This is a genomic window from Paenibacillus sp. RC334, assembly GCF_030034735.1.
Taxonomy (GTDB): Bacteria; Bacillota; Bacilli; order Paenibacillales; family Paenibacillaceae; genus Paenibacillus; species Paenibacillus terrae_A.
Genome location: NZ_CP125370.1, coordinates 5,384,091 through 5,409,014, shown reverse-complemented (window position 1 = coordinate 5,409,014; position 24,924 = coordinate 5,384,091). Strand labels below are relative to the sequence as shown.

Below are 24,924 nucleotides of genomic sequence, written 5' to 3'. Positions count from 1 at the left end.
CTACCCATGAAGAAAACATACTTGTATTGGCTGCTGCTGCCAGGTTTGCTCTTTCTGGCGGTGTTCATGGTCATTCCGATTGTGTTAACGATCGGCTCGACCTTCGTACAGAACAGCTCATTCACCCTAGAAGGCTATCTCCATTTCTTCAAGGACCCTTATTTTCTGAAAATATTGCTGACTACGCTGGAAGTCAGTATCGTTACGACGCTCGTATGCGTGCTACTCGGCTTCCCGACGGCTTATTATATTTCGCAAAAGGCCCCGCGCCGCAAAGGGATTTTGCTGGCGCTGGCTATCTTCCCCTTGCTGACCAGTCCGGTGGTGCGGTCATTTAGCTGGATGGTCATTTTGGGTCGCAAAGGGCTGCTGAATAACGTGCTCATCGGTTTAGGACTCGTTGATGAGCCGCTCAATATTTTGTATACCCCGGCGGCGATGATTATTGGTCTGGTGCATTTGTTTTTACCGCTGATGATTATTTCACTGATTGGTGTACTCGAAAATATCGACGGTGATCTCGTCCATGCAGCTCAGAGTCTCGGTGCCTCCAAATTCAGCGCATTCCGTAAAATTGTATTTCCTCTGTCTGTGCCGGGCCTGATTATCGGAAGCATTCTCGTTTTCGTGGGCAGCCTGACGGCTTATACGACACCAGCACTACTTGGAGGAAAACAGCGCGTCATTGCTACATTTTTGTATCAGAACGCGATGACGCTGAATGACTGGTTTCTCGCCTCCGTTATTGCAACGATTATGATTGTCATTACATTTATCGTGGTCGGTCTCTTAAATAAGGCGGCCCATAAACTCAATCCGAAGGGGTAGGTGGATATGCGGGAGAAACATTACGGACTAGGCTTCTTTAGCCTGCTGGTCTTCGTCTTTCTGCTCGGTCCGCTGTTGATCATATCGGTCACTTCTTTCGAGCCGGGCACGGTATTAAAATTTCCTCCTCAGGGCTTTTCCTTGCGCTGGTATCAAAATATTTTTGAAGTGGATCTGTTTATGTCCACGTTCAAAACGTCGATTGTCGTCTCTCTGCTGGGTAACATTTTGGCGCTGCTGATCGGCATGCCTGCCGCTTATGCGCTTAGTCGTTTTTCGTTTCACGGGAAGGATGCGCTGAATGCTTTGTTCCTCTCCCCGCTGCTCATACCGGGTATTGTGCTGGGCTTTACACTGCTGCGTTATCTGATCATTGTTTATCATTTGCCGGTATACGCAGGACTGTTGATCGGACATACGGTAATTATGCTGCCGTTCATTATACGGGTCATTGCGTCCAGCTTGTCCAACTTTGATTTTGCGATTGAGGAAGCAGCACTCAGCTTGGGAGCCGGACGGCTGGAAACCTTTTTCAAGGTGGTTCTGCCCAACATCCGTTCGGGTATTATTGCGGCTATCCTGATTGCCTTTCTGGAATCATTCAACAATGTCGACATTTCCGTCTTCATGACAGGACCGGGATTCAGCACCCTGCCTATTCAAATGCTGACCTACGTCGAAAATTATTTTGACCCGACGATTGCAGCGATTTCGGTAATGCTGATGATTTTGACCGGTATTCTGATGTTCTTGATTGAACGACTGATGGGATTGTCTTACTTCACTAAAAGGTAATGGAGGCTTCAACCATATGGCACTGCTTACTCTGGATCGTGTATCGGTCGCTTATGATAACCAACTGATCTTGCAGGATTTCGATTTGCAGCTCGAACGGGGGCAATTGCTCTCGTTGCTCGGACCGAGTGGATGTGGCAAAACGACCACACTTCGTCTGATTGCAGGATTTCTCGAAGCTAAACAAGGGACGTTTTTGTTTGGCGATAAAGATTACACCCGGGTTCCGGTGAACAAACGGAATTTCGGTTTTGTATTCCAAAGCTATGCGCTTTTCCCGCATTTGTCCGTTTTTGATAATGTTGCCTTTGGACTGCGGCTGCGCAAGGTGAAGGAAGATGATATAAAACGCCGTGTTATGGCTATGCTGGATACAGTCAGTCTGGGGGGCTTTGAAAAGCGGTTCCCTGGCGAACTGTCCGGTGGACAGCGTCAGCGTGTTGCGATTGCACGGGCGCTTGTGATTGAACCCGACCTGCTGCTGTTCGATGAACCGCTGAGTAATCTGGATGCGAACCTGCGTGTGAATATGCGTGTAGAAATTCGCCGTATTCAACAGGAATTGGGGATTACCACTGTATACGTATCGCATGATCAGGAGGAATGTTTTTCGATATCTGACCGGGTTGCGATTATGAACAAGGGGAATATCGAGCAGTTGGATGCGCCATCGACGATTTTTAAATATCCAACCACCGAATTTGTCGCCCGTTTTATCGGATTCAATAATTTCTTGTCCTTTGACGAACGCGTTGAGGAGGGGGAACGAATTCTCCTGAGTACAAGCGATCTTTCGTTTAGTGTGGCCCGTAATCAGGGTACAGTCCAGCCGGGTGCCCGTCAGGGGGCTATTCGTCCGGATGATTTGGTTATCCGCACAGCAGGCAATGAGACGGGAGAAAATGAGTTGCCCGGCATTATCAAGGTGAGCACTTACCTGGGGCGCAGCTATCAGTATGTGGTAGAAACGGCGAAAGGAAGCTTCACCGCCAATCAGGAGATGGACACGCCGTACCTGAGCGGTCAACGGGTTACCCTGCATTTTCCGGCAGATAAAATGGTGCTGGTCCAATAATCAGCGGGTTCGATGAAGGAGATACATCATGCGTGCAGACAAAATGATTTTACAAGTTAAAGTGTATAACAGCTATTACAAGACGTTCGAGGAAGGCAATGTTGCTATACTTGACGGCAAGTTTATGTATATCGGTCAGCGTGGCCTGGAGTCGTTTGAAGTGAATGAAATTGTAGAAGGGCACGGGAAATATATGATTCCCGGCCTGATCGACATTCATCTCCATATTGAAAGCACAATGGTGACACCGGCGACCTTTTCCTATGGACTCATTCGCAACGGCGTGACGACGATTGTACCGGAACCGCACGAAATGGCGAATGTTTTTGGATTGGAAGGCATTCGGGAAATGATGGCGGCCAGCAAAGATTGCGTGGCTGATATGTTTTACGGTATTCCAAGCTCTGTCCCGGCAACGCCGCTCGAAACCTCAGGGGGCGAGATTGATATTCCTGAGATTGACGCACTGTTGCAAACCGGTGAGATGATCTGTCTGGGTGAAATTATGAATTATGTGGATGTGATTCGTGATCCGGAGGGCAAGACCAACCGTATTTTACGCCATGTTCGTGAGCATTACCCGGAGCTGATCATTGAAGGGCATACGCCGCAGTTGCTTGATCTGGACCTGCATCAGTTAATCTACGCGGGAATTGGCTCTGACCATACCCACCAAAGCATTGAAGGCATGAAGGCTCGTATGGCTGCGGGGATGTTCATTGAGATTCAGGAAAAATCCATGACCCCTGAAGTGATGGAGTATTTGATTCAGGAAGACGTGGCGCAGCATTTTTGCTTTGTAACGGATGATGTGATGCCGGATTCCTTCGTAGAGCGTGGGCATCTGAACCATATTGTAAGCAAAGCAATCGGGATGGGCATGAAGCCTGAGGATGCGATCTATGCTGCTACGTTCACGCCTGCGACACGGATGCGTATGCACGACCGGGGCACGATTGCACCGGGGAAAATAGCTGATTTTGTCTTGTTGTCTGACCTGAGCCATTTTGAAGTAGAGCGGGTGTACAAGGATGGGCAAAAGGTATTCGATAAATTTGAAGAGTATCATCAAGATTCGTTAAGCTGCCGTTTTCCACCTCATTTTTACCAAAGTGTAAAGCTGAAGCCTCTCACAGAGCGGGATTTTATCGTAGAGCTGGATGTAGCGGATGGTACACATCATTGCCGTATTATGATGGTGAAGGACGGATCGACCTTTACGAGCGAACGTATTGCACCTGAGCAGGTGGCGAATGGTGAGCTGATGTGGGAACAGAGCGAACACGGGCTTATCGCTACTTTTGAGCGATATGGCAAGAATGGTAACCGTGCCTATGGTTTGATCGGGGGAGACACGATTAAGCGCGGGGCGGTAGCAACCACGTATTCGCACGATAACCATAACTTGCTGGTCGTAGGGCATAACAAGCAGGATATGATATTAGCGGCGAATACGGTTCTTTCCAGTCAAGGCGGCTTTTGCGTAGTTGAAAATGGCAAGGTGCTGTCCCATTTGCCGTTAACCGTAGGCGGGATTTTAACAGAAGGACCGCTAGAAATGGTGGCGGCCCACGTGAAGGAGCTGCGTTCTGCCTTGCTGTCGCTCGGTTACCGCCATTACAATCCAATCATGTCGCTGAGCACTCATTCTTTGCCAGTCAGCCCGGCTTTGAAAATTACTGATCACGGCTTGATTGATGTAAACGCGGGCAAGGTTGTACCTTTGATTGTGGATCCTTTGGAGATAAGAGAATAATTAGTAGAGCCGACCCTTTTGCGGGTCGGCTCTTTTGTCGTGGTCAGTTTTATGATTGAAGCGCTCGAATTTCAGCTTCCGACAAACCGGACGCTTTGGCGATAATATCTATACCTAAGCCTAAACGGAGCATATTTCGTGCAATTTCAGCCCGACTTTCTGCTTTACCCTCTGCTTTACCTTCTGCCTTGCCTTCTTCTTTTGCTCCTTCAATCATGGATGCCTCATCATGTAAATACCGTTGTCTTGCTTCATATTGAAGACGGGCTTCCCGATCCTGACTTAGGAATTCCAAGGTATTCATCGCTTTTTTCAGTACAGGCTCGTTCATGGTCAGCACCTCCCATTGTGATGGATTCGCTCCTTTTAGAAACAAAAGCCAGTTTACCAATCATATAAGATGATCTTAAAAAGTTACCTATAGTGCCACTCCGCAGACAGATGGTGCTTCCCATCGCCACCGCCCCCGGATTTCCGGAACAAAGCTTATAATCAGGGGAGAAATCCGGGGACAAAAGCGACCGCTTCGCTTGTACAGCACAGCACCATTCTATCTGCTCCGTTTTCTATGTGAATTTTCAAGTTCAAAACGTAAAGAAAAAGATCTTTGCGAAAATCAAGAGAATCTTCCATTTATATCAAACCTTTTTTTAATCTATTATACCATGTCATCCAGTGAGCAAGCACATATTGAGCAGCACTTTGGAAAGCCAGATTTTTTAACGTCAATAACCAGGAATGAGAAAATCGTGTGGTTGGGTGATCACATCCAATTTTCCCCGTGTGGTAGGGTTCATGAGTATATAAAGGAGATATATGCTGAACTGGTGCTTTAGCAGACAAAATTAACATCTTCTATACTCGTATTAATGTAACCTATGTATAACGCGTTGACGGCTTGCGGGATAAAGACTACATTTAGGCTGGATATATACTACAAATATTCCGATTGGATTTTAGGAGAGTGTTCAATAATGACTCGTGCTTTTGATGGTCTTGTAGTGCCGGACGCGTTGGAAACGGATTTGATTGCATTTCGAAGGGAATTGCATTGTTACCCGGAAGTTTTGTTTGAGGTGGAACGGACGGCTGCGTACATAGCGGAGCTTCTCCAAAGCTGGGGGCTGGAGGTACAGACAGAAGTCGGGAAGCATTTTGGTAAAGGAGTAGTTGGTATATTACGCGGAACACAGGCCGGGGATACGGTGCTACTGCGTGCGGATATAGACGCTTTGCCTGTAACAGAGCAAAACACCGCCAATTATATCTCCACGATACCCGGAGCCATGCACGCGTGCGGTCATGATGCACATACAGCGATGCTGTTGGGAGCCGCCAAGGTGCTCAGTCATAATCGAGATCAGGTTCGAGGTACGATTAAGTTTGTTTTTCAGCCTGCAGAGGAGGGGGCATTGGTGTCTCCCCTGGATGGCAGGCTGATTAGTGGAGGAAAGGATATGATCGAGGCTGGTGTACTGGAGGATGTAAAGACGGTGTTTGCCATGCACGTATGGCCGGATCTTCCTGTAGGAACGATTGGATTTCATCGGCACACGTCTATGGCCGCTTCTTCGCATTTTACAATCCGGTTTGCCGGACTTTCGGGACATCATAGCACGCCCCATCTTTCCTCGGATGCCATAATTATGGCCGCCCAATTCATCACGGATATTAAAATATTTATGTCCACCGCCATCGATCCGCAGGAAGCGGCTGTCCTATCTTTCGGTACACTGCAAGCAGGCAGCGCCAAAAATGTTATCGCAGGTCACAGCGAAATTACGGGAACCTTCCGGGCTTTTCGCACAGAGACGGTTGAACGGATCACCCAAGCGATTGTGGATCGTGCGAACAGTATTGCATCTTTACATGGCGGCTCCGCACATATTGTGCAACGGACAGGAACGGTTCTTCAAAACAATCCTGTGGTCGTACAAGCTGCGGTGCGCGCGGCAGGGAAAGTCTTTGGAGTGGAAAGTACGGAAGTGCTGGCTGCTCCCTTTTTAGCCGGGGAGGATTTTGCGCTCTATACACAGCAGGTTCCCGGCGTATTCGGTTTTATCGGGATAAGCACACCAGGTACACAGCAAGCGTATCCGCTGCACCATCCCCAATTTGATATCGACGAACGAGCCTTGATTCTTGGGGCGCGCATGCATATAGAATTTGCGTTGCAAGTATTGAACGATACGAAAGATAAATGAATTTTCAAAGGATATGACACTTCACGTAATCTTCATGATTAAGGCCTAATAAGCTCTTGCAAATAACTGACCTAATGTTATAATTAAAACAGGATTTAGATTAAGTCTAAATTAATTACTGAGTATTTATTGGAATCACGCATGGGATTTGCAGGTTAATCAAACACTAATGTCACGGGAATTCAGGCTTCACTCCAACTATACTATGGATGATGAGAGGGGAATTACACATGAGTACATTAAATCATACGAACGCTCAACCTACACAAGAGGTTATTCAAGAATTGCATAAGGCTTTGAACCGTCAGGTAGCTACCTGGTCGGTGTTGTACACGAAGCTGCATTATTTCCACTGGTACGTAAAAGGACCTCATTTCTTCACACTGCATGCAAAATTTGAAGAGCTTTATAATGAAGCGACAGCTAACCTGGATATGATTGCTGAACGTTTGCTGGCCATTGGAGGCCGTCCTGCCGCTACCTTGAAGGAGCATTTGCAACTGTCAGCCATTCAGGAGTCAGCAGGTGAGCAGACAGCCGAGGATATGGTAAAATCCGTGGTTACGGATTTCAAAACCATCACAACTGAGCTGGCTAACGGCATGGAAGCAGCGGATGCGGCACATGACAAAGCGACTGAGGATCTTCTTAATGGCTTGAGAGAAGCGGTGGATAAACATATCTGGATGCTCAACGCATATTTGGGATAAGCTTTTGGGAGAGATTCCCATGGATATGAAGATCAGGTGAACAAGACACACATCCCGTTGGTTCCAGACCACCACTGGAGTATAATGACGGATAGGCGCGAAAGACAACTGGCTCATAAGTATTGAGAGCTGCCGGGATGGGGTGTACGTATGGAAGTGAAGCAACAGCTTTTGCGTGAAGCGAAGCAGTTTATATATACATGTTATGAGGAGCTGGGCCGAAGCCGTGATGAAGCGGAGGCCCGGCTTCTTGATATTCGTCATGACATAGATACTTCGGGAACGTATGATCATACCTATGATGAGCTGGAGCATGGGGCACAGATGGCTTGGCGTAACAGCAATCGTTGTATCGGTCGTTTGTTTTGGGATAAGCTTCTGGTAAGGGATGCCCGCGAGGCTTCAAGTACAGCGGAAGTGGTTCATGAGCTGTTAGAGCATATACGCATAGGGACAAATGGCGGTAAAATCAAGCCGACGCTTACCGTGTTTCGCTCGTCCAAGCCGGGGCAACCGGATATTCGCATTTGGAATCATCAATTGATTCGGTATGCCGGCTATGAGAGCGCTGAAGGAGTAATCGGGGACCCGATCTCGGTAGAATTCACAAATGCATGCCGCCGCATGGGCTGGCAAGGAGCCATGACTCCCTTTGATGTATTGCCGCTGATTGTGGAAGCAGGTGGACAGCCTCCTGAGCTGTTTGATATTCCCGAACATTTGGTGCAGGAGGTACCTATTGAACACCCGGAACTTCCGGGGTTGGCTTCGTTGGGTTTGCGTTGGTATGCCGTACCTATGATTTCAGATATGACGCTGGAGATTGGCGGTATCATCTACACCGCAGCTCCTTTTAACGGCTGGTATATGGGGACAGAGATTGGTGCGCGTAATTTTGCCGATCCCTTCCGTTATAACATACTGCCGCAGGTAGCCGAGCTGATGGGGCTGAATACCTCAAGCGAAACGACGTTATGGCGCGATCGGGCGCTGGTGGAGTTGAACAGTGCTGTGCTGTATTCTTTTAAAAAAGCGGGAGTCAGCATTGTCGATCACCATACGGCAGCTGCACAATTCCAGCTGTTTGAGGAACGGGAAGCCCAGGCGGGGCGTGCGCTCACAGGCGATTGGACATGGCTGATCCCGCCGTTATCTCCGGCGACAACGCATATTTTTCATAGTTCCTACGATAATCGGCTTGTAAAGCCAAATTTCGGAGTTCAAGAGAAGCCGTATATGCAGAAGAAGCCCCAAGGCTGTCCTTTCCATTCTTGATCATGTTCATGGAAAGCTTTAAGTATCGGATTCGGGTTCCTATTCTATATGATTAGAGTAAATTCAGCTTTTTCATGTCATAAGGTCGAGGAGCGAGGCGGAGTTGGAAAGAAATCAGGCAGAGCGCATCGTCGCTAAGCTTTTGCAACGGGCTGATATAGGTGTGACGGTCAAGCTGGAGAAACGTTTTCCCGGCGGGCGGCTGATTGGGGGCAAATATGCCATGAATGCTCACACCATTACAATGTATATGGACACGATTGAAACACAATGTATTCAGATGTTTGGCAGCGTCGAACGAGTCGAGGAGTACTTTACGGTTGTGCTTGCGCATGAGATTGGACACGCCGCTGATTCTGAGCTGCCTGACCTCTCCGATGCTATGGAACAGGAGAGCGAGTTAGGGACCCGGCAACGGTTTGCGCTGCAAATTGAAGAAAATGCATGGAACTATGCGCTCGGATTGGTGCCGAAGATTGAGACAACGTTCATTTCCATCGTTATTGAAGAGTCCTTGTTGGCCTATCGGGTCCCGGTTGTGGAGCAGTCTGACATTGCATAAGGATGATGATCCGAGAGCCGACAGGCTCTTTTTTTTGTGTGGCGAGATCAAAAGCGGGTAATTGGAACGATTCAAAGTAGAAGTTTTTTTAGCTGTGACACACGTCCCTGAGACAATTCGAGCATCTCGGCCAATTCTTTTTGTGAAACATTAGGGTGTTTTTCCATGAGCTGTTTTAGTTTATGCAGGAGCTCAGTCTGATTTCTGTAATTCCTTCTTTTCTTGGGCTGAGCAGGACGTGTTTCGCCTGAATGACTGGAGGGATTATCGCTCTTTAGTTTCTCAATGCAATCGCTGCATATCAGATGATCTCTGAAGTAGCTCAGGTCATCTACAGCACCGCAAAAATAACAAGATACCCCTGTATATTTACGGATCATCAGGCCCTCTGATGTAATAAAAAAATCAAGGGCATCTCCAATATTGATATTCATAGAATTTCGCAGCTCCTTGGGCAGTACGATGCGGCCCAGATGGTCTAATGGTCGTGTCATTCCTGTATTTTTCATTATTCATTTCCCCTCTCATAATTGCGCTTATCGGTGCAAAAATCGTAGGTTATGTATGTTGTAAAGTACAAAGCGCGTATATTGCAGTTTGAATTGTATTAGCTATGAACAAAAAAGAAGCTCCAGCATGACGAACAATGACGTCTGCCGGAGCGTGGTACAGCCCAATGAATCTAAGATGTCGAGTCAAATTATTGTGGGTTGGTTGTCCAAATACCGGCTACTTTTAATTGAACCCGCGAAGGCAGCTTCAATGCCGCCAATGTCAGGTCGGCCATATCTTGTGGCTGAAGCATGCGGTCCTCGTCGCCAATCGGCAAACCTGCATTTGCTGCCAGTTCCGTATTGACTGTGCTTGGAGTCAGCGCGGTGACGCGAATGTTGGATTTGCGAACCTCCTGCATCAGTGACTCCGTGAAGCCCATCAAAGCAAACTTGGAGGCGCAATACGCCGAGCCTGTGGCGAAGCCTCGTTCCCCTGCTGTAGAGGATACATTAATAATGTTGCCGCTCTGCTGAGCAAGCATGCTCGGAAGAACCGCGTGTGTGACATAATAGGTTCCCAGCAAATTCACGCGGATCATGCGTTCCCACTCTTCGGGGTCCATGTCTGCGACTGTGCCGAATGTAGCAATTCCTGCGTTGTTAATCAAAATATCGACAGCGCCCAGCTCATGCTCCAGCGAGGCTACAGCTGCAGCGGCCTGTGCGCGATCAGATATATCCGCGACAGCGCTAACCACCTTCACGCCGTATGTACTCCCCAGTGAATCTTGCAGCTTTTGCAGGTCAGGTAGTGTGCGTGAGATTAATCCCAGGTTGACGCCTTCCTTGGCCAAGGCCTCGGCAATGGCTTTACCAATGCCTTTGGTGGCGCCTGTAATAATGGCTATTTTATTTTTAAGTTCCATCCAGTCTCCTCCTTATGGCTACATACAAGTTGTGCATTTAAGCACATGGTTATATTATACTGATTTAATTTCCCTGAACCAAACTTCCACTCCAGGTCGCTTATTTCGCTTAGTTGCGACCTGGAGTAGAAGACCGCTGACAATGGTCATGATGGCCTATTTGGAAATATGAATATCGCCTGAAGTCGTTTTGACCTTTATAACGTTCACACTGCCGGGAACGGATTCGGGAGTATCTATACTTCCTGAGTCGGAGCGGACATTATAAATACCTTTAAAATCAGGGGCCTGCTTAATCCTCACATCACCGGAGTCTGAATCGACTTTCAGGTTGGCTGTGGTACGTTGTGTGATATTCGTAATACCGGAGGTCAGGGAAACTTGACCATTGCCGCTATAATCGTTAATTTTGGCATCCCCTGAAGTGAGTTGCAATTCCATATTTGCTGTAACCTGACTAGCCGTAAAACTGCCGGATGTTAACTTGGCGACCAAGCGGGTACTTTGGAGGTTTGAAATCTCGGCATTGCCAGAAGTGGCTGTGATGTTTGTGTTTTGAATGGAGGCATCCTGGAGGTTTACGCTTCCTGAATGTACATCTGCCTGTAGCCCTTTTAGGGTTTCACCAGCGGGCATTTCTACCGTGATCGTTTGTTTCAAATCAGGAGAGATAGAGAAGAATGCCAAGGAAAGGGCTGGCTCAGATTGAATGGAAAGCTTACCGTTCTCAATACGGGCATTATGAATCTGGTCGGCTACTTTTGTCTGGACTTCTCCACTCATGCGTATCGTGCCCTGCTCGCCGGAACCGGGAGTAAAGACAATAGAGACATCATCGGAGCTATTCACTTTAAGTTCCTGTAGCTGTCCACGTGTGAACGTCCATTTTTTATCAATAGCTGTTATTTCCTGCATCGCTTGTTGGTTCCATGGAGCACCGTAGGCTACCATCCCGGCCACACCGATGATGATACATAGACCCGCTGCAATAAACCATTTTTTATTCATGTTACTCGTTAGCTCCCCTCAGGGTAGTCTGATTCCATTTCCAGTATCGAACCGTACCTATGACCAGAAGGTTCAAAAGGTAGCGTACTCCAGACAGCAGCAATAGGCCAATCCCGGTCAACATGATGGAAAAAAAGAATTTAGCGGGATAAAAGTTGCCGTTCAGCGCATAATCTGCGATAGCAAGAAGGGGGGCCACTATCAAGCTGACCGCTGCTGCGGCCAACGAAACCCATACTGCCCACAAAGACGCTAAGACAGGAATGGAGATTAACAAATTGAGAAACAACAGCCCTAAGAAAGTAAATAGATTGCGTGCGAAGCTTCCCTGGCGAAGTGGAGGAGGGGATGTATTCCAGGTTGCATTGGGATCATCCAGCGCTTCGCGAGCGATATCCTCCGGGTTGCCCAATTCGCTGGCAATTTCGGCCTCACTTTTTCCATTCACCAACCCATAGTCAAAATGCTGACTTAAATCACCAAGCAGCTCATTACGTTCCTCTGCGGGGAGAGGGGAGAGACGTTGCTCCACCTCTGTAAGAAACTGTTTTCTATTCATCGGGATTTCCTTCCTTCAGTAGGCTTGCGACATGATGGACAAATTCATTCCATTCCCGTGTAAGTATTCTCGTGTAATTGCTGCCTGCATCGGTCAGCCGATAATATTTACGGGGGGGTCCCTCGGTCGATTCCTGTAAATAAGTTGTACAGTATCCCTCTGATACCAGACGGCGAAGCAGCGGATATAAAGCTCCTTCGGCTACTTCGATATGACGGGAGACGGCCTGAGCCAGTTCGTAGCCGTAACGGTCCCTGCGCCCAATTAAAACAAGAACGCACAGTTCCAGCACCCCTTTTTTGAATTGGATGTTCACATTCATGAGCGGTGCTCCCTTCCTGGATGTTATCATTGCTTCATGGGTGTCGTTTGGAGTATGGGGGAGAAATGTGTGCTTGAACATAAGAGATTTCAGGTACTAATCATAAATCAGTAGTCAGGTATAATTTAACATCATGTACTGTTTAATGCAAGGTACTAAAATTTTAAAAATAAATCTGCGGGCTCATTTTAGGAGTTTTCTTTCGCTTTTAGAGTCAATGAGATAGCGAATGCTGCTGAAAAAAGTAGTTCTATTTAGAAAAACGCCGAATCTTGGAGGAATTTGCGGAAAAGGAACTGCTTTAATTTCATTCTTAAGGATGTTAAATTGTAAAATCAGCATGTTGCATCATTCGATTCCCAACGCTCGAAAGTACAATAGATAGACGAACTAAACCGTTCCGATCTATATATTGCTGATTTGAAATCGCTCTTGGGATTGTTGCAAAATGCTCAAATAAAAGGGTCCATAGAGATAAAGATCATTTCTTATGAAAAGGATGGGGTAAAGGATGAATTGGGAACGCTGGTATATGGAGCTGGATCAGGATGATGAGACTTGGGAAGTATCAGAGGAAGTCGTGCTTCGGGGCACGGTACAACTCCATTTTTACGGACAGGACTCGGAGGTAGAGATAGAGTTTATTGTGTCCGCCGATTCCGAGGAAGAAGCACAGGCCGTAAGAGAGCCTAAGCAGGAGCAAAAAAAGACATGGGAGCAATATATGGCACATGGGTCAGACATTCATCCTCGTGTGCTGGAAGCGATACACCATTACTATGCAGATGTAGTGGAAAAGTACCGGAGCGCTTATACCTCATGGGGAGAAGACCCGGATGAATATGCGCCTTATGTGGAACGCTCGGAACAACTGCTGAAACGGTTACAGCTGGTGTCTATATTGATTCCAGACTCAGCGGAAGAGGATGAGCTGTATTTGAATTTTAGCTGTTCCTGGGATAGAGAGCATGGCTTGGGTGTACATATGAAGCAGGGAACACCCGAGCATATTCAAGGGGCATACACATTATATGATTTGGAATAGAATCCCCTTCCGGCGTTTAGGAAAAAAGAGGGCCGGGAAGGGGAGGGTTATAGAAATTAGCTGGATACAGCCAACGAATCTCTGGCTGCTTGAGCAGCCAGCACCATTTGCTGTAATGCGGCGACGGATTCATCCTTGGTGCGGGTTTTCAGGCCACAGTCTGGATTGACCCAAAATAAATCAGAAGGCAGTACGCGCAGGGCACGCTGTATCATACTCAGCATTTCTGACACATCGGGAATGCGCGGGCTATGGATATCATATACGCCCAGACCGATGCCTTTGTCATACACCTGATCCTCAAAGCTGACAATCAGTTCTCCGTGGCTACGCGAGGTTTCAATAGAAATGACGTCGGCATCCATATCGGAGATGGATTGGATCATATCCTGAAATTCGGAATAGCACATATGCGTATGGATTTGGGTGGCGGGTTCAACGGTTGCTGTTGTAACAAGGAAGGCTTGAACCGCCCACGCCAGATAGGCTTGCTGCTGTTCTTTTTTCAGTGGAAGCCCTTCACGGATCGCGGGTTCATCGACCTGAATCATGCCAATCCCCGCTTTTTCCAGTGCTTCTACCTCTGCACGCAGGGCCAGTGCTAACTGTAAAGCAACCTGACTGCGAGGAATATCATTACGTTCGAAGGACCAGTTCAAAATCGTTACCGGACCTGTCAGCATTCCTTTGACTGGCTTGGAGGTCAACGATTGGGCGAAGGCCGTTTCTTCCACGGTCATGGGTTGATCGAACGACACGTCTCCGTATATAATCGGCGGTTTAACACACCGGGAGCCGTAGGACTGCACCCACCCGTTTTGTGTAAAGGCAAAGCCTTTCAGCTTTTCGCCAAAAAATTCAACCATGTCTGTCCGCTCAAATTCCCCGTGTACGAGCACATCAATGCCAATGTCCTCCTGGATATCAATCCATTCCTTGATTTGCTGCTGAATGAACGTCCGATACTGCTCGGCAGACCATTCCCCTTTGCGATAGTGCAGACGGGCTTTGCGAACCTCTGCGGTTTGCGGGAAGCTGCCAATCGTCGTCGTAGGCAGTGGAGGCAGATTCAGCTTGTCCTGCTGGATCACACGACGCTCAGCGAAGGGAACGCTGCGTGACTGCGGCTCTTTCGCCAGTAGATCCGCCATATCGGTAGCGGTCTGTACTCGTGCCGCCGAGCTGTTGAAGCGGGTTACCGCGTCCGCACTCTGCTCAAGCTTGGCAATTGCCGAGGGTTCGCGTTTGCCAAGCGCAGCGGTCAAAGCTGCGATTTCTTCCAGCTTTTCATCGGCAAAGGCCAGCGCTTGCACCAGCTCTCGGTCCAGCTTGTGCTCTGCTTCCAGACTGACTGGCACATGCAGCAGACTGCATGATGGCTGCACGATGAGCTGTGCAGCGGTGGTTTGCTCTGCCAGTTGTCCAAGCAGCGCAGCTACGGTGTTCAGATCGGAACGCCATATATTGCGCCCGTCAATAACACCAGCGGCCAGCGTTTTCCCTGCGGGGAAGCCATGTCGTAGCACATGTTCCAGGTTTTCGCCATCATCATGCACAAAATCAAGACCTATTCCCTGTACCGGGAGCGTAGACAGGCGCTCATAATGATCCAGACTGCCAAAGTAGGTTTGCAGCACGATATTTAAGGATGGAGCAGCTTGGGCCAGAGCCTCATAGGCCTCCTGAATAATGTCCAAATCCTCTGTCGGGAATGAGGTGGTCAAGACAGGCTCATCTACCTGCACCCACTGAACGCCTTCCGCAGCCAGCTCAGACAGGACGCGGGCGTACAGTGGCAGGAAGCTTCGTATGATCGCGGCCAAATCCTTACGGTCATAGCCTTTGGACAGAGCAACGAACGAATAAGGACCGATAATGACGGGTTTACCTTCAATACCTAGTTCCTGTTTCGCTTCACGATAAGCCTGCAACGGCTTATTCTCGGTGAACACCGGAGTTGCATTTGCCAATTCCGGTACGATGTAGTGGTAATTGGTATTCAACCATTTGGTCATTTCACTGGCGGTGGCACCCTTTTGTCCACGGGCTATCCCGAAATAGACGGACAGAGGAACAGGCCCATCGGGACGGTAGTTGAACCGTTCCGGCACCAGACCGAACATCACGGATGTATCAAGCATGTGATCGTAATAGGAAAAGTCTCCGACCGGAATTCGATCGATTCCCTTGTCGCGCTGCTTGCTCAGATGCTCCAATCGCAATCGTTTCATCTCGGTATGCAATTCGCTTTCATCCATGCTGCCGTTCCAGAAGCGTTCCAGTGCTTTCTTCCATTCCCGGTTTCCTCCGATACGCGGATATCCCAGGTTACTGCTGATCAAGCCGGACAACTCAGGCAATTCGGTAAATGACATGTACTTTTCCTCCCAGGCTGGTAGCCAGTTTATTTTTGCGTACAAAAAAAGACATTCCTCCCCGGGGTTAAAAATGAGTAGGGGAAAGAATGCCTCCGTTATTTAAAAAATGAAAATTCGGCGACTGCTCTTAACACCTCCCTATCTCCCGTAGGTACTTGCGATGTTGTTGAAATAGGCAGGTCTCCTGACTTACGGATCATGACTTTCAGCGCTCCTTCCCGGTCTGTGGACCAGTGGGTGTATCAACAGCTGAAAATTCCCCGTTTACAGTGGCGGGACCGCGCCGGACTTGCACCAGCTTCCCTTTTAAGCCTGTACTGAATAGAACAGACACCTATCTCCAAGCTATGCGATTATGGTATGACGAATAATTATGCACTCGTATACTTGTTCACCATCATAAGTGAAACTTGCAGGATACGCAATATAAACTCTGTTTAAATCTAAAATGAACTACATGCAAAAAAAGACAAGCCCTCTCCATAAGGAAAGGATTTGTCTTAGGGTGTAGTATCTCATGCGAGTATAACATCGCCTTAGGCTAATGTAACTATAGATCCTGCCTGAATGCTGGCCTTCACATCCACCAGTCGTTGATTGCGGCTGCCCCGGAAGGGAAGGGTCAGATCCTTTTGCTGTTCTACAAAAGGGCCGTCCACAATCACATCGCACAGCAGCGCCAGCTCCCGGCGGGCCTGATCCGTAAGCAGCTCCTCATAGTCAAAGCCCGTATAGGCCCACACGGTTCGGTCAGGGCAGGCAGCGCGGAAGTCGCGCACAAACTGCGTGCATTCCGATGCCGAGAAAAAAGGGTCTCCGCCGCAAAGGGTTAACCCGTCTAGCAGTGGATTATCTGCGATGTCACGGATGACTTCCTGCTGTCGCTCCAGTGTGAACGGTTCACCTGCGCGGAAGCTCCATGACGAGGGATTGAAGCAGCCGGGGCAGGCATGGCGGCAACCGCTAATGAATACGACGGTACGCAGGCCATGCCCTTCGTTCAGAGATTCCGGAATGTAGCCGCACAAATTCACCGATGCTTCACCCGGTCACGCACCTCAGCCTGCTTCGCGGCGTTGAAGCGAACGGTATAATCACCTGTCAGATATCCGGTTACCCGGCGCAAGCGCTGAAAATGCGTATGTTCTTCATCAGCACCGCATTCGGGACAGCTTGTCCCGATAATGCCCTCGTAGCCGCATTCCGTGCAGCGGTCTACCGGATGATTGATGGAGAAGTACCCAATGTTCTGATGGAGCGCGTATTGTACAATTTTAAGAAACGCCTCCGGGTTATTCCGCGCATTACCATCCAACTCGATGTACGAAATCGCACCAGCGTTGCACAGATTATGAAATGGGGCTTCGAGGCTGATTTTACGGGCAGCCGGGAGCGTGTAATACACAGGAATGTGGAAAGAGTTCGTGTAGTATTCTCGATCATTTACCTCGGGAATAATTCCAAAATCACGCTGATCCAGCAACGTGAACTTGCCGGATAGACCCTCGGCAGGCGTAGCGAATAGTGTAATGTTAAGATCATGCAATTCACTCATACGGTCGCAGTAGACACGCATAGAAGCTATGATTCGCTGTGCTTCACGGTATACAGCGTCATCCTCTCCGTGGTGCTTGCCATACAGTGCCTTCATGCATTCGGCTAACCCGATAAACCCGACCGACAGCGTACCGTGCTTCAGTACGTTGCCCACTTTTTCATCCGGCTCCAGCTTTTCTCCGCCTTCCCATACCCCTTCGCGCATCATAAAGTCTGAGGCTTTTGCCGGCTGGCTGGTCTGTATATGGTAGCGATGGATCAGTCCGTCCACGGCAATGCGCATAACCTCTTCCAATCTGGTATCAAAGCCATCCCGGTCAGGTATCTTGCGCTTGCCTGTGCAAATACCGTACTCAATGCCAAGACGCACCAGATTAATCGTATTGAATGAGAGATTACCCTTGCCGCTTTGACGGTTTCTGCCGAAACGGTCAGCAAAGGTGCGGGTACGGCAGCCCATCGTCGCAATAATGGTATCCGGATCATCTGCGCGGTAATAGGGCAGGTTGAAGGTAGCATCCACATTGACAAAATTGGGATACATACGTTTGCTGGAGCATTCTACTGCCCGCATGAATAAGTCATAGTTGATATCGCCTTCGGCCTGATTAATTCCTTTTTTGCATTGGAAAATATGCTGTGGGAAAATAGGGGTTTCCCCGCTGCCCAGGCCACGAATAGTGGCCTCCAGCAATGATTGCGTAACAAGCCGCCCTTCAGCAGAAGTACACATACCGTAATTCAGTGATGTGAACGGAATTTGCCCGCCTGCCCGACTGCTCATGGTATTCAGGTTATGAATAAGGGATTCAGCGGCCTGGCGGGTCTCCGTCTCCGTTTCTTCACGTGCGAATGCGTATGAACGAGGGCAGACCTCCTGTAATAGGCTGCTGGCTATATGTAATTCGTCATCAGGCAGGGTGGGTTCTATTTCTTCTCCGAACAGACGGAGTCCCTTGCGCAGATGCTTGCGGAAGGACCGGGCCACGAAAGGAGCAAGGTCCCAGTCTATTTTATTGGCAGAGACACCTCCAAATTGGCTGTTTTGCTGAGACTGAAATATAATAGCCACCAGTGCCATAGCAGACATAATGGTTTGTGGTGTGCGCACAGAGCCATTGCCTGTATTAAAACCATCTTGCAACAAACGACCAAAAGGTATAAAGATACAGTTCGTAGTCCCGAGCACATATTGGTCCAAATCGTGAACATACACATATCCGTGGTCGATAGCGTCTGTCAGTTCAGGCGGAAGCACACGTAGTCGCGCATACCATTTGGCGTACTCGGAGCCGAGCTTACTCATTTTTCCACTGAACGACTCTCCATTCAAATTTGCATTCTCCCGCAGCATGTCCAAGTCTTGTGCCCCAATGACCCGCTCGCCGATGCTGTATAATTGATGTTCCTCCAACACTTTCATTGCAAAAACCTCCATATAGTAAAATATATATTATTCTCCAAAAAACAATATATTGACGATATCGTGTACTAAACAATTGTTTCGGTCTATATATTGTATATATGGATGGATAGAGAGTATGTGATTATTGTCACGTCGACAGGGGGAGAACGCACAAAAAAGTCAGGTGAAAGTTAGGAACACATCAACGAATACGCTCCTTATTCTACACCTGACGATCGAATATTTGACGGAAAACAAATAGGATGGCAATCCATTGGATCTGAGTATGTTTTGTAATAAATTACTGAATAATTTAAAGCAGCTTTTTCAGTTGGGACACCCGGCCTTGTGAGATATCGAGCATTTCGGCATATACCTTTTGCGGCAGGTTGGGATGTTCCTGAATCAGCTTTCGGAGCTTTTTTACCATTTCTCCTTGCTGGACTCTGGATTGTTTAGGCTGCCAGGTTGTATGGTTACGAACCGGCTTGGTATGTTCTTGAGCCTGGATGGCTTCGGTGCTGGTGGGATGTACATTTTCCTCTGTCTTTAATACCTGAATGCAATCGGCGCAAATAAAGCTATCACGAAAATAAGTCAAATGATCAACTGCGCCGCAAAATTTGCAGGATACACCTGTATATTTCCTTAATACAAATCCTTCTTCATTCACGAAAAATTCGAGCGAATCACCAATATTGATATCCATCGTGGTGCGCATTTCCTTGGGAAGCACGATTCGCCCCAATTGATCCAGAGGCCGTGTCATTCCGGTATTTTTCATAAACCCTTCCTCCTTTGATTATATATCCTGATTATACCAAAAAATATTATTTTTTGCTTTGTTTTTTGCTTTATTTATTGAAGAAAATATACAATTTTTTTAATTTACACACTGTTACTAACCAGGTACATTGGCTAAGAGCTTCCTGAATGGTTCTGTAGAAGGCGCGGACGAAGCTACAATTCGTGATTATAAGCTCATGTCCTAACAAACACCGATATCCACGCCATTGGCGACACTGGTCTATTCGGTATTGATTGAGGAAAGACACCAAATGGTGAGCAACAGCAATTGTTGCCGGGGTACTCCTTTTTCGCTATGATATATTAAAACGCTTTCATAACGGCCTTTTATGATATTTTAAATGGAGACAAGGAGATGACGGATATGAGTCATGAAACAACGGATCTAGAATATCTTTTTCAAAATCCGAAGCTTCATCTGGACGAACGTGTACGGGATTTGGTGTCTCGGCTAACCTTGGAGGAAAAGATTGATTCCATGCTGCAATATCAGCCTGCCATTGAACGATTGGGAGTCCCCGCATACAAGCATGGTACGGAAGCAGCACATGGTATAGCCTGGTTAGGAGAGGCGACTTCATTTCCACAGCCTGTGGGGTTGGCTTGTACGTGGGATACGGAACTGATGCGACAAGTCGGCTCGGTTATTTCGGATGAAGCGCGTGTGTACTACCGCCGTGACCCGGCTCTAAACGGACTGACGTTATGGGCACCAACCGTAGATATGGAGCGTGATCCGCGCTGGGGGCGTAATGAGGAAGCGTATGGAGAAGACCCGTATTTGACGGGAGAACTGGCGAAGGAATTGGTCAAAGGCATACAGGGCGATCATCCGGTATATTTGAAAGCGGTTGCGACATTAAAGCATTTCCTCGGAAACAATAACGAGGTGGACCGGGGAAGTGATTCCTCCAGCATAGACCCGCGAAACCTTCGTGAATACTATCTGAAAGCCTTCGAGAAGCCTTTTACGGAAGGCAAAGCCCAGTCCATGATGACCTCTTATAACCTGATTAATGGAACGCCTGCTACGTTGTACCACGGTGTTAATGATATTGTCAGGGACGAATGGGGAATGGACGGCTTTGTCGTCAGTGATGCTGGTGATGTGATGGGAATCGTAAAGGACCATCAGTATTATGACTCCCACACACCGGGTGTGGCTGAATCTATTCGCGCGGGGATCGACAGCATTACAGATGATGCGGATTTGTCCAAGCAGGCCATTCGTGATGCCTTGGCGCAAGGAACGCTGCAAGAAACGGACCTGGATCAGGCGTTGTTCCATACATTTCGTGTTCGCTTTCGTCTCGGGGAATTTGATCCGGCGACAGACAATCCCTATGCCTTGGTCGGGGAAGAGGTCTTGATGACAGAGCAAGCCCGTGAACTGTCGTTGCGTGCAGCGAGAGAGCAGATCGTACTGTTGAAAAATGAGCGTTCGCTCCTGCCGCTGGACCCTGCGGGGTGCGGCAAGGTGGCGGTGATCGGGGCGCTCGGCAATGAGGTGTACCGCGACTGGTATTCCGGCACGCTTCCATATTTTGTGACACCGCTTGAAGCGATTCGCGCCAAGCTGGAAACCGAAGACGCCCAGGAGCGCGTCATATACCGCGATGCCAAGGATCGCGTGACCTTCGCGGCGGCGGCTGACGGAGCGAAGCTTACAGTTGATTCCTTCGGTGACATGCGGTTGTCCCATGATGCCGAACCAACGGTTTTGACCGTGAACGATTGGGGCTACGGCAGCGTCACGTTGACCGACGAGCGCCTGGGTACCTATGTGACGAGCGATGAGGAAACGCTTCGTGTGACAGCTGAGGAAGCGTATGGCTGGTATGTCAAAGAAGTCTTTGGACTGACTCCTGTTGAAAAAGGGGAGCATCTGTGGACAACATGGAACGGCAAGCCTGTGATCACAGGGACAGAGGGTTCATTGAAGGTAACGGAAGCCGCTAACCAGGACCATACAACATTCCGGGTAGAGACGGTGTCGGATGGTTTAGTGGAAGCAATAGCCACTGCGCAAGCTGCAGATACAGTGATTGTATTCGTCGGCAATCACCCGCTGATTAACGGTAAGGAAGAGAATGACCGTCCGGGCTTGGAGCTGGCAGCTTCCCAGCAGCGGCTCATCGAGGAAGTGTATCGGGTTAACCCTAATACGATCGTGGTTCTGACGGGCAGCTATCCGTTTGCCATCCCTTGGGTACAGGAGCATATTCCAGCGATCGTGTACACGTCTCATGCCGGGCAAGAGCATGGCACGGCAGTAGCGGATGTGCTGTTTGGGGATTACGCGCCAGCGGGTCGTTTGAATATGACATGGTATCAAGCAGAGGATCAATTGGGTAATATCAAAGATTACGATATTATTCGCGGCGGACGTACCTATCAATATTTTGAAGGTGAACCTTTATACGTGTTCGGCCACGGTTTGACGTATTCGCCATTTGAGTACAGCCATCTGCGCACAGATGCCCAAGCGCCCGATTCAAACGACAGGTCCGTCCCCGAAGGTCGTGTGAACTCTTTTGGTGCCCTGGATGCCACGGATACCCTGAATGTATGGGTGGACGTTACGAATCAGGGCATAGCTGCTGGGGAGGAGGTTGTACAGCTATATGTACGGCCCGGAGCTTCGCGAGTAAAGCGAGCATTGAAGACGTTGTGTGGATTTCAACGCATCCGCTTGGAGCCGGGGGAGACGCGAACGATTTCTTTTACAATGCGAGTGAAGGATTGGGCGATTTGGGATGTCACACGGGATCGCTATTGCGTTGAAGCTGGCGAGTACACCTTGCTGGCAGGTGCTTCTTCAGCGGATATCCGGCTGGAGCACCCTGTGAACGTTAGAGGTGAAGTTATTCCGCCCCGTCAAGCCGAACAAAGCATTCGCGCCGAAAACTTTGATGATTGTTCCCGTATCCTGCTGGATGAAAGCAAGGAGCAAAAGGAGGCCTGTGTACGTCCGCGTTCACCTCAACGTCCCGGCTGGATTGCCTTTCATGGCGTAGAATTAGATACGGTGAGCGCGGTTGAACTTCAATGCCGCGTGTCAGGCAATAGTAGCGATGCAGCAATTGAGCTTTGTTTGGATACGCCGGACAGCGAAGTTGCAGCACGTATAAACGTTGGCCATACGGGAGGAGCGCAAGCATGGATGACGCTCTCCGAAGCACTGGGTACAGTCTCAGGTTCACGTGATGTGTACCTGTGGTTGAGTGGCGAAGTGCGGCTAAGTTATTTTACTTTGAGCGCTTGTGCTACAGGAGATTCCAGCCTTCAGGCTTGAACTTACTTCTGACTTCACGTACAATGCATTCAACGAAGTTTCTACAGCTTAGGGGTGTCATTTCATTTGAATAGTGAAAAAAGACTACGCACCGCAACGCCCAGATGGCTTGGGGTGGCGGTAAAGGCTCTTGTCTATTTGGAAAAGCATGGAGAGCTCTGTGCCAGCGGGTCTATTGCCCGCTCTATTGACTGTGAGGTCACCTTGGTGCGCAGGGTGCTGACGCGACTTGTACAGGCAGAATTAATAGAAGCACGTGAAGGCCGTGAGGGAGGCTATGTGCTTACCCGTTCGGCAGACCATATTACACTTGCCGATATATACCACGCCATTGAAATATGTGATCCGATTTTTCCAGGTATGATGCATGAGCCAGAGACGAATCCTTTTTGTGAGGAGCTTGCAACCGCCGTATCGGAAATCGTAGTCGAGAGCGAACGACGTATGCTGGAGGTATGGGAGTCTCATACGCTGGCCTCACTCGCCAAGCGTACAACGCTGGTGGTGGGCGGCAGTAGCCATAGTGAAGGCGAGGATGCCAAGGCTTCTTCCAAAGGGGATTAACACATTTTTTTCAAAACGGATAATAGCCGATACGACTCTTCCGAGAGAGGGTTGTATCGGCTATTTCTGTAGGGTGCTCATATGATGCGAAATCGTAAATGAAAAGAATGCCCGCTTTATACCTGATAGGAGCAGACCCGATTACGCCCTGCATTTTTAGCTTCGTATAGCGCTCTATCCGCCTGTTCCAGCAGAGCCGCCCCTGACATATCCTCCCCGGTATCGGGAAAGGTCGTTACGCCGATAGACACCGTGACTTTGAGTACAAGCCCGTCTGACAAAACGAACTCGTACTGATCTACCCCGCCAAGGATCTGATTCGCTATGCGTAACGCTTGCCGGAAAGCACAATTCGGCAGAAGTACGGTGAATTCCTCCCCGCCGCTGCGGGTTACCACATCAAAGGAGCGACATTTTTCCCTCAAAATCTGACCTAGCTGACGCAGCACTGCATCCCCGGCCGCATGACCGTAGGTATCGTTCACTTCTTTAAAATGATCAATATCCAACACCAGTACAGATAAGTGCTCGTGACGTTGACGAGCTTGAGGAAGCTGCTCTTCCAATGAAAATTCGAGCTGTCTTCTGTTGCTTAAATTGGTGAGATGATCTGTATAGGAGGTATGCTCCAGACGAAGTAATAGCTCATTGGAGGTATTGATGGACTCAGCAATGAGATACAGAAGAAATCCGCCTGCCATAGAAATAACAAAATGGAGCGGATAAACGTCCAGAACATCATTAATATCATTCAAATTAATTGTGAGAGAGCAGAAAATAATTCCCAAAGCGAAAACGTTCATCATCATCATCTTCGTTAAACGTGACCAGGACAGATGTGACAGCAAAGCGCAACCCAGGCCCACGAGCATCATAAAAAAAGCCCCCACAATGGCTTGAGTGGTGATACCAAACAGCATTAATCTGCCTAAGCATATAAATAGGGTAGTCATGAGTGTTGCCGGTCCGCCAATGTAAGCCGCCGTAGCTACGATGGCCAGATGACGAAGATCGGCAATTGTATTAAAGCCCACTGGGAACGAATAGTACATCAAGATAATGCCATAGCATCCAAAAAGAGCGCCTCCGATCCAATGTGCCTTACGCTTTAAGGTATGTAGGCGGATTTTATATCTTTGAGATATGAGCCCGGTTATGTACAAAAAGGTGACAAGGATACAGGTATTTACAAAAAACGTACTGAACAAGATGTTAACCCTCCCGAGAGGCATATTTCTTCATTTTATCAAAAAAACTGACATTAGGCTTGGAAATGAAGAATTTATTGAAATTTATTACGCGGATGTGACTTATAACGTTTCGTCCTTACACTTAGTGCATAACTGGGAATAGATTGAG

21 protein-coding genes, 2 pseudogenes and 1 riboswitch are annotated in these 24,924 nt (G+C 48.4%); of the genes and pseudogenes, 12 read left to right on the top strand and 11 right to left on the bottom strand.

Annotation, left to right across the window (positions count from 1 at the left end; translation table 11 throughout):
* The first annotated feature begins 6 nt into the window (after positions 1-6).
* The 4 genes from QMK20_RS24830 to QMK20_RS24815 are packed head-to-tail and all read left to right on the top strand — an operon-like array spanning position 7 to position 4,454.
* Positions 7-828, top strand: a complete 822-nt coding sequence (locus tag QMK20_RS24830; protein WP_283653704.1) for an ABC transporter permease — start codon at positions 7-9, stop codon at positions 826-828.
* A 6-nt stretch (positions 829-834) separates the two neighbouring features.
* A complete protein-coding gene (locus tag QMK20_RS24825) occupies positions 835-1,623 on the top strand; it encodes an ABC transporter permease (protein WP_044644351.1) in 789 nt (262 codons plus the stop codon).
* A 16-nt stretch (positions 1,624-1,639) separates the two neighbouring features.
* Entirely contained in the window at positions 1,640-2,698 is a 1,059-nt protein-coding gene (locus tag QMK20_RS24820) for an ABC transporter ATP-binding protein (protein WP_283653703.1), read from the top strand.
* Positions 2,699-2,726: 28 nt separating this feature from the next.
* Positions 2,727-4,454, top strand: coding sequence for an adenine deaminase C-terminal domain-containing protein (locus QMK20_RS24815; RefSeq protein WP_283653702.1), 1,728 nt, complete (start codon positions 2,727-2,729; stop codon positions 4,452-4,454).
* 49 nt (positions 4,455-4,503) lie between these two features.
* On the opposite strand, the pseudogene QMK20_RS24810 reads toward QMK20_RS24815, so the two are convergent.
* A pseudogene (locus QMK20_RS24810) lies at positions 4,504-4,845 on the bottom strand (Rpn family recombination-promoting nuclease/putative transposase); the annotation flags it as partial.
* A gap of 583 nt (positions 4,846-5,428) precedes the next feature.
* On the opposite strand from QMK20_RS24810, the gene QMK20_RS24805 reads away from it, so the two are divergent.
* The 4 genes from QMK20_RS24805 (at position 5,429) to QMK20_RS24790 (ending at position 9,205) form a co-directional block, all read left to right on the top strand.
* A complete protein-coding gene (locus tag QMK20_RS24805) occupies positions 5,429-6,658 on the top strand; it encodes a M20 metallopeptidase family protein (protein WP_283653701.1) in 1,230 nt (409 codons plus the stop codon).
* 230 nt (positions 6,659-6,888) lie between these two features.
* Entirely contained in the window at positions 6,889-7,368 is a 480-nt protein-coding gene (locus QMK20_RS24800) for a Dps family protein (RefSeq protein WP_283653700.1), read from the top strand.
* Positions 7,369-7,518: 150 nt separating this feature from the next.
* Complete coding sequence (locus QMK20_RS24795) at positions 7,519-8,643, top strand: nitric oxide synthase oxygenase (RefSeq protein ID WP_283653699.1); 1,125 nt, start codon at positions 7,519-7,521, stop codon at positions 8,641-8,643.
* 103 nt (positions 8,644-8,746) lie between these two features.
* The gene (locus tag QMK20_RS24790) at positions 8,747-9,205 is read left to right on the top strand and encodes a hypothetical protein (protein ID WP_283653698.1); all 459 of its coding nucleotides are present in this window, start codon (positions 8,747-8,749) and stop codon (positions 9,203-9,205) included.
* A 71-nt stretch (positions 9,206-9,276) separates the two neighbouring features.
* Here QMK20_RS24790 and QMK20_RS24785 read toward each other — a convergent pair whose 3' ends face one another.
* The 5 genes from QMK20_RS24785 to QMK20_RS24765 form a co-directional block, all read right to left on the bottom strand.
* Positions 9,277-9,714, bottom strand: coding sequence for an AbrB/MazE/SpoVT family DNA-binding domain-containing protein (locus QMK20_RS24785; protein WP_283653697.1), 438 nt, complete (start codon positions 9,712-9,714; stop codon positions 9,277-9,279).
* A 191-nt stretch (positions 9,715-9,905) separates the two neighbouring features.
* Entirely contained in the window at positions 9,906-10,625 is a 720-nt protein-coding gene (locus tag QMK20_RS24780) for a 3-ketoacyl-ACP reductase (RefSeq protein WP_283653696.1), read from the bottom strand.
* Between the two features lie 156 nt (positions 10,626-10,781).
* Positions 10,782-11,633: a DUF4097 family beta strand repeat-containing protein gene (locus tag QMK20_RS24775; protein ID WP_283653695.1), complete on the bottom strand. Its 852-nt coding sequence runs from the start codon at positions 11,631-11,633 to the stop codon at positions 10,782-10,784.
* Between the two features lies 1 nt (position 11,634).
* Positions 11,635-12,192: a DUF1700 domain-containing protein gene (locus tag QMK20_RS24770; RefSeq protein ID WP_283653694.1), complete on the bottom strand. Its 558-nt coding sequence runs from the start codon at positions 12,190-12,192 to the stop codon at positions 11,635-11,637.
* The gene (locus QMK20_RS24765; protein ID WP_044644363.1) at positions 12,185-12,514 is read right to left on the bottom strand and encodes a PadR family transcriptional regulator; all 330 of its coding nucleotides are present in this window, start codon (positions 12,512-12,514) and stop codon (positions 12,185-12,187) included. The genes QMK20_RS24770 and QMK20_RS24765 overlap by 8 nt, the downstream gene beginning before the upstream one ends.
* A gap of 511 nt (positions 12,515-13,025) precedes the next feature.
* Here QMK20_RS24765 and QMK20_RS24760 point away from each other — a divergent pair.
* A complete protein-coding gene (locus tag QMK20_RS24760) occupies positions 13,026-13,559 on the top strand; it encodes a DUF6985 domain-containing protein (RefSeq protein WP_283653693.1) in 534 nt (177 codons plus the stop codon).
* A 56-nt stretch (positions 13,560-13,615) separates the two neighbouring features.
* On the opposite strand, the gene metE is transcribed toward QMK20_RS24760, so the two are convergent.
* The 4 genes from metE to QMK20_RS24740 all read right to left on the bottom strand — a co-directional run bounded on the left by metE (position 13,616) and on the right by QMK20_RS24740 (position 19,683).
* Entirely contained in the window at positions 13,616-15,934 is a 2,319-nt protein-coding gene (metE, locus tag QMK20_RS24755; protein ID WP_283653692.1) for a 5-methyltetrahydropteroyltriglutamate--homocysteine S-methyltransferase, read from the bottom strand.
* 160 nt (positions 15,935-16,094) lie between these two features.
* Positions 16,095-16,290: riboswitch (cobalamin riboswitch) on the bottom strand.
* Positions 16,291-16,473: 183 nt separating this feature from the next.
* Positions 16,474-16,971, bottom strand: coding sequence for an anaerobic ribonucleoside-triphosphate reductase activating protein (nrdG, locus tag QMK20_RS24750; RefSeq protein ID WP_283653691.1), 498 nt, complete (start codon positions 16,969-16,971; stop codon positions 16,474-16,476).
* Positions 16,968-18,917, bottom strand: a complete 1,950-nt coding sequence (locus tag QMK20_RS24745; protein WP_283653690.1) for an anaerobic ribonucleoside triphosphate reductase — start codon at positions 18,915-18,917, stop codon at positions 16,968-16,970. Before QMK20_RS24745 ends, nrdG begins: the two co-directional genes overlap by 4 nt.
* Positions 18,918-19,212: 295 nt before the next feature.
* Positions 19,213-19,683 (bottom strand): AbrB/MazE/SpoVT family DNA-binding domain-containing protein, encoded by a 471-nt coding sequence (locus QMK20_RS24740; protein ID WP_014278591.1) that lies wholly within the window; start codon positions 19,681-19,683, stop codon positions 19,213-19,215.
* A gap of 121 nt (positions 19,684-19,804) precedes the next feature.
* On the opposite strand from QMK20_RS24740, the pseudogene QMK20_RS27475 reads away from it, so the two are divergent.
* The 3 genes and pseudogenes from QMK20_RS27475 to QMK20_RS24730 form a co-directional block, all read left to right on the top strand.
* Positions 19,805-19,935: pseudogene (locus QMK20_RS27475) on the top strand (DUF7916 family protein); the annotation flags it as partial.
* A 135-nt stretch (positions 19,936-20,070) separates the two neighbouring features.
* A complete protein-coding gene (locus QMK20_RS24735) occupies positions 20,071-23,001 on the top strand; it encodes a glycoside hydrolase family 3 C-terminal domain-containing protein (protein WP_283653689.1) in 2,931 nt (976 codons plus the stop codon).
* 66 nt (positions 23,002-23,067) lie between these two features.
* Complete coding sequence (locus QMK20_RS24730; protein ID WP_283653688.1) at positions 23,068-23,565, top strand: Rrf2 family transcriptional regulator; 498 nt, start codon at positions 23,068-23,070, stop codon at positions 23,563-23,565.
* Between the two features lie 116 nt (positions 23,566-23,681).
* Here QMK20_RS24730 and QMK20_RS24725 read toward each other — a convergent pair whose 3' ends face one another.
* Positions 23,682-24,773: a GGDEF domain-containing protein gene (locus QMK20_RS24725; protein WP_283653687.1), complete on the bottom strand. Its 1,092-nt coding sequence runs from the start codon at positions 24,771-24,773 to the stop codon at positions 23,682-23,684.
* Positions 24,774-24,924 lie beyond the last annotated feature (151 nt).

Excerpts from the sequence above, each read along its gene's own strand:
- QMK20_RS24775 (WP_283653695.1), bottom strand. The coding sequence starts at position 11,633 with ATGAATAAAAAATGGTTTATTGCAGCGGGTCTATGTATCATCATCGGT.
- QMK20_RS24735 (WP_283653689.1), top strand. The coding sequence starts at position 20,071 with ATGAGTCATGAAACAACGGATCTAGAATATCTTTTTCAAAATCCGAAG.
- QMK20_RS24825 (WP_044644351.1), top strand. The coding sequence starts at position 835 with ATGCGGGAGAAACATTACGGACTAGGCTTCTTTAGCCTGCTGGTCTTC.
- QMK20_RS24770 (WP_283653694.1), bottom strand. The coding sequence starts at position 12,192 with ATGAATAGAAAACAGTTTCTTACAGAGGTGGAGCAACGTCTCTCCCCT.
- QMK20_RS24740 (WP_014278591.1), bottom strand. The coding sequence starts at position 19,683 with ATGAAAAATACCGGAATGACACGGCCTCTGGATCAATTGGGGCGAATC.
- QMK20_RS24795 (WP_283653699.1), top strand. The coding sequence starts at position 7,519 with ATGGAAGTGAAGCAACAGCTTTTGCGTGAAGCGAAGCAGTTTATATAT.
- QMK20_RS24785 (WP_283653697.1), bottom strand. The coding sequence starts at position 9,714 with ATGAAAAATACAGGAATGACACGACCATTAGACCATCTGGGCCGCATC.
- QMK20_RS24780 (WP_283653696.1), bottom strand. The coding sequence starts at position 10,625 with ATGGAACTTAAAAATAAAATAGCCATTATTACAGGCGCCACCAAAGGC.
- QMK20_RS24800 (WP_283653700.1), top strand. The coding sequence starts at position 6,889 with ATGAGTACATTAAATCATACGAACGCTCAACCTACACAAGAGGTTATT.
- QMK20_RS24820 (WP_283653703.1), top strand. The coding sequence starts at position 1,640 with ATGGCACTGCTTACTCTGGATCGTGTATCGGTCGCTTATGATAACCAA.
- QMK20_RS24765 (WP_044644363.1), bottom strand. The coding sequence starts at position 12,514 with ATGAATGTGAACATCCAATTCAAAAAAGGGGTGCTGGAACTGTGCGTT.
- QMK20_RS24830 (WP_283653704.1), top strand. The coding sequence starts at position 7 with ATGAAGAAAACATACTTGTATTGGCTGCTGCTGCCAGGTTTGCTCTTT.
- metE (WP_283653692.1), bottom strand. The coding sequence starts at position 15,934 with ATGTCATTTACCGAATTGCCTGAGTTGTCCGGCTTGATCAGCAGTAAC.
- QMK20_RS24760 (WP_283653693.1), top strand. The coding sequence starts at position 13,026 with ATGAATTGGGAACGCTGGTATATGGAGCTGGATCAGGATGATGAGACT.
- QMK20_RS24745 (WP_283653690.1), bottom strand. The coding sequence starts at position 18,917 with ATGAAAGTGTTGGAGGAACATCAATTATACAGCATCGGCGAGCGGGTC.
- QMK20_RS24815 (WP_283653702.1), top strand. The coding sequence starts at position 2,727 with ATGCGTGCAGACAAAATGATTTTACAAGTTAAAGTGTATAACAGCTAT.
- QMK20_RS24805 (WP_283653701.1), top strand. The coding sequence starts at position 5,429 with ATGACTCGTGCTTTTGATGGTCTTGTAGTGCCGGACGCGTTGGAAACG.